Consider the following 12461-nt stretch of genomic DNA (forward strand, 5'->3'; position numbering starts at 1 on the left):
CGGATCGGGCGAGGATCGGATGAGGGATCAGGCGAGCGTGACGCTGACGGGCGGCAGCCCCGCGATGCGGCCGACGGCCGTGCCCGCGGCCCGCGGAAAATGCATGCCCGTGTACGAGCCGGTCGTGACGACGGTGTCGGCTGGCAGCGCGATGCCGCGCCGCGACGCGTGATTCACGAGCCACGGCAGCAGGCTGCGCGGGTCGCCGGCCGGGTTGGTGCCAGGTGCGGTGCCGGCGATGTCGTGCCCGTCGAACGTGAACGCCGGTGCCGGCGCGGCGAACGGGAAATCGGCGCGATAGCCGGTCATCTCGCCCAGCACGAGCGCACCGTGGTTCTGCAGGTCGGCGAGCTGGGCGGCAGGCGCGACGTCCGGCCACTCGCGGAAGCGGCTCGCGACGATCTCGATCGCGGCGCCCATCTGCGCGATACCGTCGAACACTTCGTCGTCGGCATAGGCGGGCGCACGCGGCGCGAAGTCGCGGCCGAAGCGAAACGCGATCTCCAGTTCGAGACCGAGCGGCCGGAACGCGCCGCGCGGCAGCGTGACGCCGCTCGCATGGCGGCAGTCGTCCGGCAGCGGTGCGCCCTGGATCGGCCCGTCGGGCCGTTTCGCGCCGACCTTCCACGCGCCGATCGCGGCGCGGCGCTCGGCGAGCAGTTGCGCCTGCACCGCATAGGCGGCGTCGGCATCGGCGGGGACGAGGGCTGAAGGCAGCGCGGCGAACGCGATGCCGTGTTGCCAGCCGGCGGCGAGCCGGACGGCGAGGTCGTGGGTAGCCTGGGTCATCGTTGCAGTCGGGGAAAGGGCGGGCGCCGCGGGCGGCAGCGCCCCGTTGGCATCAGGCCGGCGAGCGATTGGCGGCCGGTTGTTCGGCGGGGGCGTCGGCGAAGCGGCTTTCCGGCTGCATGCGGAACGCGAGCAGCACGCCCACGCCCATCAGCACCATGCTGCCGATGAACGGCAGCTCCCAGCTGCCGAAGCGGTCGATCACGAAGCCGGAGATCACGGGTGACAGGATCGCCGCGAGCGCGGAGCCGGAATTCATCATCCCGCTCGCGGTGCCCGAGTATTCCGGCGCGATGTCCATCGGCACGGCCCACATCGGGCCGATCGTCATTTCGGCGAAGAAGAAGCCGGCCGCGAGGCACGCCATCGACACGTACAGGTGATGCGTGAACAGCAGCGGCAACAGCGACAGCAGCGTGAGCAGCATGCAGATCGACACCATCCAGCTGCGTGCGCGCTTGAGGCTGCCGGTGCGCGCGAGGATGCGGTCGGTGACGATCCCGCCGAGCGTGTCGCCGATCACGCCCGCGAAGAACACCGCCGACGCGAACACGGCCGATTTCTTCAGGTCGAGGTCGTAGCTGTGCAGGAAATACTGCGGAATCCAGCTCAGGAACAGCCACAGCGTCCAGCCGTAGCAGAAGTACACGATCGTGACGGGCATCATCCGGCGGAACAACGGGCCCCAGGGCACGGCGGCGGGTTTCGGCTTCGGTTGCGGCAGCGCGTCGAGTTCGGCCTGCGTGATGCGCGGGTGGTCCTTCGGGTGTTCGGTATAGACGAGCGCCCACACCGCGACCCACACGATGCTGATCACGCCGCAGATGTAGAACGATTCGCGCCACCCGTACACGGCCATCACCGCGACGACGGCGGCCGGCGCGACCGCGTTGCCGACGCGCGAGAACGCATGCGTGATGCCCTGCGCGAAGCCGCGTTTCTCGCGCGGCACCCAGCGCGACATCGCCGACGTGGCCGCCGGGAACGTCGCGCCTTCGCCGAGCCCGAGCAGCAGGCGCGCGGCGAGCAGCGACGCGAGGCCGCCGGCCATCCCGGTGAGCAGCGTCGCGACGGCCCACAGCAGCCCGCAGGCGAGCAGCGTGCGGCGCGCGCCGAAGCGGTCGCTGACCCAGCCGCCGATGATCTGGAATACGAGATACGGATACGCGAACGCGGAGAACACGAGGCCGATCTCCGTCCTGTTCAGCCCGAATTCCTTGCCGAACCCGGCAGCGGCCGTGCTCACGTTCACGCGATCGAGGTACGTGATGAAGTACATCACGCACAGCATCACCAGCACGATGCCGGTCGCTCGGAACAGCTTCATGTTTTGTCTCCTGGATGTTGTCTGGCTGGCTGCCCGTGCCGGCGTCGAGGCCGGCATCGAGGTGGGTCGTGCCGATGAAGCGGGGCGGGCGCCGGCAGCGGCCGGTGCGTGTCGCGACGACCGCGCGCGGCCGCCCGTGAAACGGAAAGGGCGCGTCAGGCGGCGTGCGTGAAACGTGCGCGCCGCCCGCCGGCGCTCAGGCCGCCGCGCGCAGCGCGGGGGCGTGCGTGTTCGATGCGAGGGTGTCCATCGCCGCGACGACGCCGCTCGCGGCAACCGGCACGCCGGCGAGCTTCAGCCCCATCTCGCAGCCGGCGAGCGTGGCCATCAGCGTGAGGTCGTTGCAGTCGCCGAGATGGCCGATGCGGAACATCTTGCCGCGCATCTTGCCGAGCGCCTGCCCGAGCGACATGTCGAAGCGTTCGTAGATCAGCTTGCGCACGGCGTCCGCGTCGACGCCGTCGGGCATCATCACGCCGGTCAGCACGGGGCTGTAGACGGCCGGGTCCGCGCACTGGATCTCGAGGCCCCATGCGCGCACCGCGCGGCGCGTGGCTTCCGCGAGCCGCTGGTGGCGCGCGAACACGGCGTCGAGCCCTTCGCCGAGGATCATGTCGAGCGCTTCGGCGAGCCCGTACAGCAGGTTGGTGTTCGGCGTGTACGGCCAGTAGCCGTTCCTGTTCGCCTCGATGATCTCGTGCCAGCCCCAGAACGCGCGCGGCAGCGTCGCGTGCCCGCTCGCCGCGAGCGCCTTCGGCGACACCGCGTTGAAGCTGATGCCGGGCGGCAGCATCAGCCCTTTCTGCGAACCCGATACCGTCACGTCGACCCCCCATTCGTCGTGGCGGTAGTCGGCGGACGCGAGCCCCGAGATCGTGTCGACCATCAGCAGCGCCGGGTGGCCCGCCGCGTCGATCGCGCGGCGCACGGCCGCGATGTCGGAGGTGACGCCGGTGGAGGTTTCGTTGTGCACCACGCACACCGCCTTGATGGCGTGCGTGGTATCGGCGCGCAGGCGCGCCTCGATCATGTCGGGCTGCACGCCGCGGCGCCAGCCTTCGATGCCCGGCAGCCCGAGGAATTCGGGCTTCAGGCCGAGCGCGTCGGCCATCTTCTTCCACAGCGTCGCGAAGTGGCCGGTCTCGTACATCAGCACGGTGTCGCCGGCGCTCAGCGTGTTGGTCAGCGCGGCCTCCCATGCGCCGGTACCCGACGCCGGATAGATGATCACCGGCTGCGTGGTCTTGAAGATCTTCCTGATGCCGGCGAGCACCTTGAGGCCGAGCGCGCCGAATTCGGGGCCACGGTGGTCGATGGTCGGATAGCTCATCGCCCGCAGGATGCGGTCGGGTACCGGGCTCGGCCCCGGAATCTGCAGGAAATGGCGGCCGGACGGATGAAAGTCGAGTTGCAGCATGGTTGTTCTGTCTCCTTGGTTGCATTTTGAATTTTGCATGCAAAATACTTTAGCAGAGCGATCGCGGCAAACCCAAGAACTGATTTCGCCGAAAATGCCGGTGTTTACCCGGCGTTGGCGGGGAGATATTCGGGTCGGGCGAGTTGAAGTAGAATCGCGTGAAGCAAGAAGGAAGGATTTTGCATGCAAGATTTGAATGATCTGGAGCAAGCCGGCGGCGCGCCGGCACTGCCGAAACTGGAGCGGCAGCGGCTGCACGACACGGTCGTCGAGCACCTGCGCAAATTCATCGTCGAAGGCGTGCTCGCGCCGGGCATGCGGCTGAATGAGCGCGAGCTGTGCGAGACGCTCGGCATCTCGCGCACGCCGCTGCGCGAGGCGTTCAAGGTGCTGGCGGCCGAGGGGCTGCTGGTGCTGTCGCCGAATCGCGGCGCGAGCGTGTACCGGATGAGCGAATCGGAGATCCGCGAGACGTTCGAGCTGATGTCGGGGCTGGAGGCGTTTTCAGGCGAGCTGGCCTGCGAGCGCATCACGCAAGCGGAGCTCGCGGAGATCAAGGCGCTGCATTACTCGATGCTCGCGTGCCGGCTGCAGAACGACCTGCCCGGCTACTACAGCCGCAACCAGGAAATCCACGACCGCATCAACGAGGCCGCGCGCAACTCGGCGCTGCGCGCCACGTACCAGTCGATCAATCGCCGGATCATGTCGATGCGGTTCCGCTCGAACCAGCACGTCGAGAAATGGGATCGCGCGGTGCACGATCACGAGGAGATGATCAAGGCGCTGGAGGCGCGCGACGGCAAGGCGCTCGCGGCGATCCTGCGGCGGCATCTGCTGGAGAAGCGCGACGCGGTGTTGTTGCAGCAGGGGGAGGCAGCGCCGCACACCGGCCACGAACCGGCGTAACGCCGACGGTCCGGGCGCCGGGACACACGCCGGGACGCCGGATGCGGCCCGGTGTCATGCGTGACGCTCGCCGTCGAGTCGACTCGACGAGCGTCCTCTCCCGAAGTCCCGAACGGATGGTCGCGACGGCCTCTTTTCGACAGTTGCGGCGCCGTATTCCGTCGGTAGAATCGGCACTTCCCAACCGGAGTGCCTCGCATGGACTCTCACGCCCCGAACCGCGGCGCGCTGGCGCCCCTCGTCTACCACGAAGCCGTAGCGGATTATTTGTGCCGGCATGAGCCGGACGTCTGGCGCTGGACCGGCGAGCGCGAAACGTACACCGAACAGCTCGAATCGCTGCGCGCGTCGCTGTTGCGCGAAACCTACCGGATCGACGCCGACGCGCACGGCGATGTCCATGCCGCATTGGCACTGGCCATGGAGCGACTCGGTATCGTCGATATACCGGCCACGCTCTACCAGTCGCCGGGCAACCAGATGAATGCGTCGCTCGTTTTCGTGCCGGGCGAGATCCACATCCTGTTGCAAGGATCCGTACTGGAGCGATTGTCTTCGCAGGAACTGCTGGCGATCCTCGGGCACGAACTCGCGCACCATCTGCTGTGGTCGCGCGCCGACGGCCGCTTCCTGACGGCGGACCGGATTCTCAACGACGCGGTGGCCAACCCGGCCGGAGCCGACAGTCATCGCGAGACTTTTCGGCGTTACGCGCTGCATACCGAACTCTTCGCGGATCGGGGCGGCGCCATCGCGGCCGGCGCGGTGGCGCCCGCCGTATCGACGCTCGTGAAGGTGCAGACGGGTATCAGCACGGTCGATGCCGCCGCGTATCTGCGTCAGGCCGCTGAAATCGAATCGAACGAGTCCGGCGCCAGTGCCGCATTGAGCCATCCCGAGACCTTCATCCGCGCACGTGCGCTTGCTCTGTGGTGGGACGGCGAGGCCGGTCTCGACGACTGGATCGACGCGCGCCTGCACGGCCCGCTTTCGCTCGAGCGTCTCGACCTGCCCGGCCAGGCGCGTCTGCAGGCGCTGACGCGCGGGTTCATTGCGCACTATCTCGACGGCGCGTCGCTGGCGAGCGACGCCGTGCTGGCCCAGGTGCGCATGCTGTTTCCGGACTGGTGTGACGACGAGCCCGTCGTCGGCCCCGACGCATTCGCGGCGGCAGGCGTCGACGACAGTGTGCGCGGCTATCTCAACGCGCTGATGATGGATCTTGCACTGGCGGACCCCGATCAGCGCGACGTGGCGTTGCTGCGCGCCGGGCAGGTCGCCCGGTCGCTCGGCAGCCTCGACGCACTGCAACTCAACCTTCGGCGCGACGCGGGCCTCGGCAAGCGCGATCTCGAACGCTACAAGCGGCAACTGACCGGGGAGAAGGACGCATGAACGACACGATCGACGACGGTGCGCCGCGCACGCTGCGCACACTGATCGCCGCGCAGGCCGGCGCGGCACTGCCGACCGACGACGTACTCGTGCTGGTGCTGCCGCTGTTCGGACAGGTGGCCGCGCTGCATGCTCGGGGCAAGGTGGCCCGGCTCGACGCCGACAGCATCGTGATCGGCGAAGAGGGCGGGCTGGCGCTGCGACACCCCGAGGGCGAAACGCCGCAGATGGACATCGGCGCCGTGCATCGCGTGCAGCCGCACCCTGCTTCGGGCCTGAACATCGTCGGCGCGCTGCGGCTGGAACACACACCGGATGGCCGCCACGATCAGACCGACCTCGCGCTGCAGACGGATGCGGCAGCCCCCATCGAGCGCCCCGTCTATTTGCCCGGGTATGCGAGCTGGGAGCGATCGCTCGGCCATCATGACGAGATCACAGACGTTTTCCTGCTGGGCATGGTGCTCGCCAGCCTCGCATGCGGGTTGAACTTCGAGACCGGGAGCGACCTGAACGGGTTCGTCGCGCATCGGCGCAATCTGTTCGTGCTTCACGAACGGCTGCATCCGATCGTCGCTGCGGTGATCGTCGAGATGACCGAAGTGAATCGCCACGACCGCGCGACCGATGTGGCGGCGCTCGCGATGCGCCTGCGCACGTGGCGCGAGCAACCGCTCGGCCTCGACGTCGAGCGCGCGCTGGCGGGGACGACCGGCGCGGCATCGCGTCGCGGCGCCGTGCTGACGCATCTGCGCGACCGCCTGTTCGATTTGTCGCGTCGCAACCGGCTGCTGCATTTCCGCCCGACCGCCGCGACCGTCAACCTGACCGTGGCCAGCGTGCCGTTGATGCTGCAGATCGAAAGCGTGCGTCCGGAACACATCTGCACGTGGGGCGGACCGTTCGCGGCCGACCTGGTGGCCGGCAAGGCCGTGCCGCTGCAGCAATGGCTGCGCTTCGACGACCAGCCCTACTTGCCGGCGTCGCTGGACCGGCTGATTGCCGATACGCGCCGCGAACGTGCGGAGTTCGGCTTCAGCAACCTGCGTCTCGTGGTCGCGTTCCTGCGTTGGCACAATCTGAAAGAGACACCCGACGAACGCATCGTGTCGCCGCTGCTCTGGTTGCCGGTCGAACTCGTCAAGCGCAAGGGCGTGCGCGATCAGTACGTGATCCAGTGCACGGGCGGCGACGCCGAATTCAATCCGGTGTTGCGGCACCACCTGAGTCAGCTCTACGACATCCGGCTGCCCGAGACGGTCGATCTGGGCAAGATCACGCTGGCCGAGATTCACGCGGATATCCTCGCGCAGATCCGGCGCTCCGAACCGGCGGTCGAGCTACGGCTCGTCGACAAGGCGTCCGTTCGGCTGGTGCGTCAGAAGGCGCTGCAGCGCATGCAGCAGTACCGGCGCCGCAAGCCCGCGGCGCGCGCGGGCGAGTCGCGCGGCAGCCGGCTGCCGTCGTTCAGCTACAGCCAGGATGACTATCGCCCGCTCGGCCGCGCGCTGTTCGAGGAATGGGTGCGGCCGAGCGAGCTGCCGCAGCGCTTCGAGGCGGGTGCCGCACCGGGTGCCAGCCTGCGTCGTCCGCAGATGGCGGACACGGCGGCCGAGCGCGTCGACGAGCGGCAAGGTTACGTGCTGCAGGAGGCGGAGGGCCATCGCTATGCGTGGGATCTCGACCTGACGCAGGTCACGCTGGCCAACTTCAACTACCGGAAGATGTCGCTGGTGCGCGATTACGCGCAACTGCTGGATGAAACCGGCGCGAACCCTGCGTTCGACAGGGTGTTCTCGATCGAGCCGCGCGAGGTGGAAACGATCGCCCCTGCTCCGCTGCCGGCGGGAGAACAGTGGAACGTGGTGGCGTCCGATGCGACCCAGAATGCGTCGGTGAGTCTGGCTCGCAGCCAGCGCAGCTTCATCATTCAAGGGCCGCCCGGCACGGGCAAGTCACAGACCATCACCAACCTCATCGCGGATTACGCGGGGCGCGGCAAGCGCGTGCTGTTCGTGTGCGAGAAGCGCGCGGCGCTGGACGTGGTGTTCCATCGGCTCAAGCAGAGCGGGCTGGACGCACTGTGTTGCCTGATCCACGATTCTCAGACCGACAAGAGGGCGTTCATTGCCGATCTGAAGACCTGTTACGAGCGCTGGATCGCGCAATCGCACGACAGCGAATCGTTGCACGCACGGCGGGCGGCACTGATCGATGCGCTCGACCTGCACCAGCAGCGCATCGACGCGTTCGAAGCGGCGATGGCCGCGGCGCCCGACGCGCTGGGTGCGAGCGTACGCACACTGTTGCGCCGTCTGGTCGCGCTGCCGGTCGCACCGGAAGCGGGTTTCGCGTTGCGCGAGCGATTGCCGGCGCTCGCTGTCTGGGATCGGCATGGCGAGCTGACCCAGCGCGTGCATCGCGCGATGCGCGAACGGTTCGGCGCGGACAGTCTCGCTTCGCAACCGTTCGCACGGCTGTCGGCAGGGCTGCTGGCCGACGAACGCGCATTCGGACGGGCCGAGCAGCTGTGCCGGGACGCCGACGCGCTGTTCGACGCGCTCGATCCGGTGCTCGACAACACGGCGGCGTCGATCGGACACGAAACCGCACTGGCGCGCGCCCGCACGATCGCGACCGACTGCCAGTGGCTGGTCGACACCGGCCTCGCCGCGCACCTCGACGTGCTCGACCCGGCATCGTCCGCTCAGGCGGCGCTGCGCGACGACCGCGACGCACTGGCTGCACATGCCGACGCGCTGACGGCCGCGCAGGCCGAGACCGTGCACTGGCGAGACAAGCTGTCGCCGGGCGATACGGCGTCCGCCCTGGCGCTCGCGCGCCGGTTCGAGACGTCGGCGCTGCGATGGCTGCAGCCGGCATGGTGGCGGCTGCGCGGCGAACTCCGGCGTCGCTACGACTTCGGGCAGCATGCGGTGCATCCTGGTTACGTCAAGGTCCTGGAGCAGCTGGCCGCGGAGCAGGCGGCCGCCGCTGCGCTCGACTCGGCCGATGTCGAATGCCGCAAGCGCTACGGCGTGAGCGAAATGGGCGCCTTCCTGCGCGCGTTGGCCGAGCTGGAAGCACGTCTGGCATCGGACGATGATTTGCGCGAACGGATCGCTCATCTGCGCCGGGCCGTCGATCCGCTTGCTGCCGCACGTGTCGAGGCCGGCGCCCGCGAGGCGCTTGACAAGCTGGCGGGGCGCATCCGCGAGAACCTCGTGATGAGCGACGACGCGTCGCTGGGCGATATCGCCGAATCGCTGCGCGATCTGCGGGAAGGCCTGGACGACTTGCCCGACCTGTTGCCGCTGTTGCGCGCGGTGCACGCGGCCGATCCCGCGTATGCGGCCACGCTTCAGTCCGTCGATCATGCGCCTGCCGAGCTGGAGGCGCTGATTGCCGACGAGGCGTTGCGCCGGCTCGAGCGCGAGAACCCGGTGCTCGCGCGGTTTGGCGGTGCGGCGCTTGCCCAGGCCGCGCGCGCCGCCGCCCGGATTCAGCGCGAACTGCTGGCCGTGAACGCGCAGGTGGTGAGCTCGACGTTGCACCGGCAGTTCGCCGAGCACGTACGACAGTCTTCGTTGTCGGCCACGCAGCTCGATGCGGACGGCAAGACCTTCAAGAAGCGCTACGCGACCGGCCGGCGCGAGCTCGAACACGAATTCGGCAAGAGCATGCGGCACCGCTCGATTCGCGATCTCGCCGACGACGAAACGGGCATGGTCGTCAACGACCTGAAGCCGATCTGGCTGATGAGCCCGCTCTCCGTGTCGGATACGCTGCCGCTGTCGCCCGACCTGTTCGACGTGGTGATCTTCGACGAGGCCAGCCAGATTCCCACCGAGGAATCCGTACCGGCGCTCAGCCGCGCCCGGCAGGTCGTGGTCGTGGGCGACGAAATGCAGCTGCCGCCCACGAGTTTCTTCACGGCGGCGGGCGCGGAAGGCGAGGACGAGATCGTGATCGAGGAAGAGGGCGAGCGCATCGCAATCAGTCTCGACTCCGACAGCCTGCTGAATCAGGCGGCGCGCAATTTGCCCGCGACGCTGCTCGCATGGCACTACCGCAGCCGACACGAAGCGTTGATCAGCTTTTCCAATGCGGCGTTCTACGATGGCCGCCTCGTCACGATTCCCGATCGCGTGCTCGAGCAAAACGAGGACGGCGTGCAGTCGTTGCGATCGGATCAGGACGATGCAGGCGTCGTCGGTGCCGATGCGCTGCTGGCGCGGCCGATCAGTTTTCACCGGCTCGACGACGGCGTATACGTCGAGCGCGGAAACGTGCCCGAAGCGCGCTATATCGCGCGGGTCGTGCGCGAGCTCCTGCGCCGGGAGGGCGGCCTGAGCCTGGGTATCGTCGCGTTCTCCGAGGCGCAGCAGAGCGCGATCGAAGCGGCGCTGGAGGCGCTGGCTGCCGAGGACGCCGACTTTGCCGCGCGACTCGAGCGCGAGTACGTGCGCGAAGACGACGACCAGTTCAATGGCCTGTTCGTCAAGAACCTGGAAAACGTCCAGGGTGACGAGCGCGACGTGATCATCCTCAGCATCTGTTACGCACCGGGTCCCGACGGCAGGATGCTGATGAATTTCGGGCCGATCAACCAGCGCGGGGGAGAGAAGCGCCTCAATGTCATCTTTAGCCGCGCGAGGCATCGGATGGCCGTGGTGTCGACGATCCAAGCCGACGCGATCACCAACGTGCACAACGATGGCGCGGCCGCGTTGCGAGCGTTCCTGCAGTTTGCCCAGGCCAGTGCCACGGGCCAGTTCGATCGTGCGCAGGCGGTGCTCGGTGCGTTGAATCAGGGCGCGCGCGATGCCTTCACGCGGCGGACCTCGCCCGACGCCATTCGCGACGCACTGGCCGACGCGCTGCGCGCACGCGGCCATCGGGTCGACGTCGACGTCGGTCGATCGCAATTCCGCTGCGACCTGGCGATCGTCGATGCGACGAAGCAGGGCTATTCGCTGGCGATCCTGCTCGACAACCCGTCCAGCATCGTGGCCGATACCGCGGAGCGCTACGTGTTCCGGACCGGCATTCTGCGCGCATTCGGCTGGCGTGTGCTCGACATTCCCGGAAAGGACTGGCTGGATGACTCGGCGGGGGTGCTTGCACGCATCGAGGCGATGCTCGCGGACGGGGAAGATCGCGCGCTGGACCAGGAAATCGAGCTCCCGGTGTTTCCCGTCCGGACCCCGGCCCGGGAGGCCGCCGCGGTCGACGAGGAAGCGGTGGCAGCGGCCAGTGCGCCGACGGAGCGGGTGCGGTCGCTGCGATACATGCAGGGCGCGTCCAGCAAGTTCTGGCGCGCCAGCCTGCGCGGTACCGAGTTGAGCGTGACGTACGGTCGTATCGGCACGAACGGGCAAGTCAACCTGAAGCAATTCGAAAGCGTCGAACGCGCGCGCCGCGAAATGGACAAGCTGGTGGCGGAGAAACTGCGCAAGGGTTATGTCGAAGACCCGGCCGGGTGACAGCCGGCGCACGCTCGCAGGGCACGAGTGGCCGTCTGACCCGGCCGAATGAGGCGGCGCGGCCCCGCGGCAGGCCGCGCCGCTACATCGCCGCCCGCTGCCCCTCTCTCGGCCCGTGCCCCGTCCACCGCTTGAACGCGCGCCGGAAGTTGTGCGCGTCGCTGAACCCGACTTCGTGTGCAACATCCTCGATCGACAGCCGCGGATTGCTCAGCAGCGTGAATGCGCGCTTGCGGCGGATCGTGTCGATCACCGTCTGGTACGACACGCCCTGGTCGGCGAGCCGCCGTCGCAGCGTGCGCTCGCTCATGCACAGCTGCGCGGCGATCTCGGCGAGCGACGGCGCATGCCGCAGGTCGCGCCGCATGATCCGTTCGATCGATTCGAGAAATTCGGTGCCTTCGGGTTCGGGCGGCAGCGCGTCCTGCAGGAATTCGAGCACCTGGCGATGCGCGAGCGGATCGTGGGTCGCGATCGGGCGGTTGCCGAGCGCGGCGTCGCACGAAAACAGGTTCTGCTCCTGTTCGAACCGCACCGGGCACGGGAACACGCGGGCGTATTGCTCCGCATAGGCCGGCGGCGGGTAGCTGAGATCGACGACCTTCGGCTGGAACGCGGGGCCGACGAGCGAGCGCCCGATCTTCATGAAGCTGCCGAACGCCTCCTCGACGAGGAACGCCTCGATGTCGGGCTCGAGGAAGACGTTGGTCGCGCGGACCGACAGCGTGCGCGCATCCGACATCACGTCGAAGCGCATCAGCGGCCCCGTGTGGCGCTGCAGCCCGATACCGGTCACGATCGCGTCCTTCAGCGTCGGGCTCGTCAGCATCGCATAGCCGACCAGCCCGATCGACGCGATCGTCTCGCTCGTGCCGAGTTCGAGGCCGAGCGCCCGCCCCGGCGCCATCTCGAGCGCGCGGCGGATCATCGTGCTCGCCTGGCGCAATGAAATCCGGCACGACGGATTCGACAGGTCGGCGACGTCGAAGCCGAGCCCGAGGCACAGCCGCGTGGGGTCGATGCCCAGTTCCTTGCTTGTCTCCGCGAGGCACCGCAACAGATGGACCGGCAGATTCGCCGTCGTATAACGGTCGGTATCGTCCATGGATGCTCCGTATTTTTTTCCATGGATTGTACT

8 protein-coding genes are annotated in these 12461 nt (G+C 68.1%); 4 read left to right on the top strand and 4 right to left on the bottom strand.

The genetic code is table 11. The features are described from left to right. Window positions 1-27: 27 nt before the first annotated feature. The 3 genes from ABY44_RS34385 to ABY44_RS34395 form a co-directional block, all read right to left on the bottom strand. Complete coding sequence (locus ABY44_RS34385) at window positions 28-789, bottom strand: 2-keto-4-pentenoate hydratase (RefSeq protein WP_060172409.1); 762 nt, start codon at window positions 787-789, stop codon at window positions 28-30. 52 nt (window positions 790-841) lie between these two features. Then, window positions 842-2116 carry an MFS transporter gene (locus ABY44_RS34390; RefSeq protein ID WP_027790051.1) on the bottom strand — a complete coding sequence of 425 codons (1275 nt, stop codon included), beginning with the start codon at window positions 2114-2116 and terminating at the stop codon, window positions 842-844. 196 nt (window positions 2117-2312) lie between these two features. Further along, window positions 2313-3533, bottom strand: a complete 1221-nt coding sequence (locus ABY44_RS34395; RefSeq protein ID WP_060083029.1) for a pyridoxal-phosphate-dependent aminotransferase family protein — start codon at window positions 3531-3533, stop codon at window positions 2313-2315. Here ABY44_RS34395 and ABY44_RS34400 point away from each other — a divergent pair. From ABY44_RS34400 to ABY44_RS34415, 4 genes are all read left to right on the top strand, one after another. Further along, window positions 3532-3729 carry a hypothetical protein gene (locus ABY44_RS34400; RefSeq protein ID WP_155637894.1) on the top strand — a complete coding sequence of 66 codons (198 nt, stop codon included), beginning with the start codon at window positions 3532-3534 and terminating at the stop codon, window positions 3727-3729. The two genes, ABY44_RS34395 and ABY44_RS34400, sit on opposite strands and share 2 nt — an antisense overlap. Continuing rightward, on the top strand, window positions 3717-4442 hold the full coding sequence (locus ABY44_RS34405) for a GntR family transcriptional regulator (RefSeq protein WP_060172406.1): 726 nt from the start codon (window positions 3717-3719) through the stop codon (window positions 4440-4442). The genes ABY44_RS34400 and ABY44_RS34405 overlap by 13 nt, the downstream gene beginning before the upstream one ends. 198 nt (window positions 4443-4640) lie before the next feature. Further along, window positions 4641-5837 carry a M48 family metalloprotease gene (locus tag ABY44_RS34410; protein WP_060172404.1) on the top strand — a complete coding sequence of 399 codons (1197 nt, stop codon included), beginning with the start codon at window positions 4641-4643 and terminating at the stop codon, window positions 5835-5837. Further along, window positions 5834-11323: an AAA domain-containing protein gene (locus ABY44_RS34415; RefSeq protein WP_060172403.1), complete on the top strand. Its 5490-nt coding sequence runs from the start codon at window positions 5834-5836 to the stop codon at window positions 11321-11323. Before ABY44_RS34410 ends, ABY44_RS34415 begins: the two co-directional genes overlap by 4 nt. 82 nt (window positions 11324-11405) lie before the next feature. On the opposite strand, the gene ABY44_RS34420 is transcribed toward ABY44_RS34415, so the two are convergent. Beyond that, window positions 11406-12428, bottom strand: a complete 1023-nt coding sequence (locus ABY44_RS34420) for an AraC family transcriptional regulator (RefSeq protein WP_027790048.1) — start codon at window positions 12426-12428, stop codon at window positions 11406-11408. Window positions 12429-12461: the final 33 nt, after the last annotated feature.

The organism is Burkholderia sp. ZZQ-2 (assembly GCF_050768715.1).
Classification (GTDB): domain Bacteria; phylum Pseudomonadota; class Gammaproteobacteria; order Burkholderiales; family Burkholderiaceae; genus Burkholderia; species Burkholderia cepacia.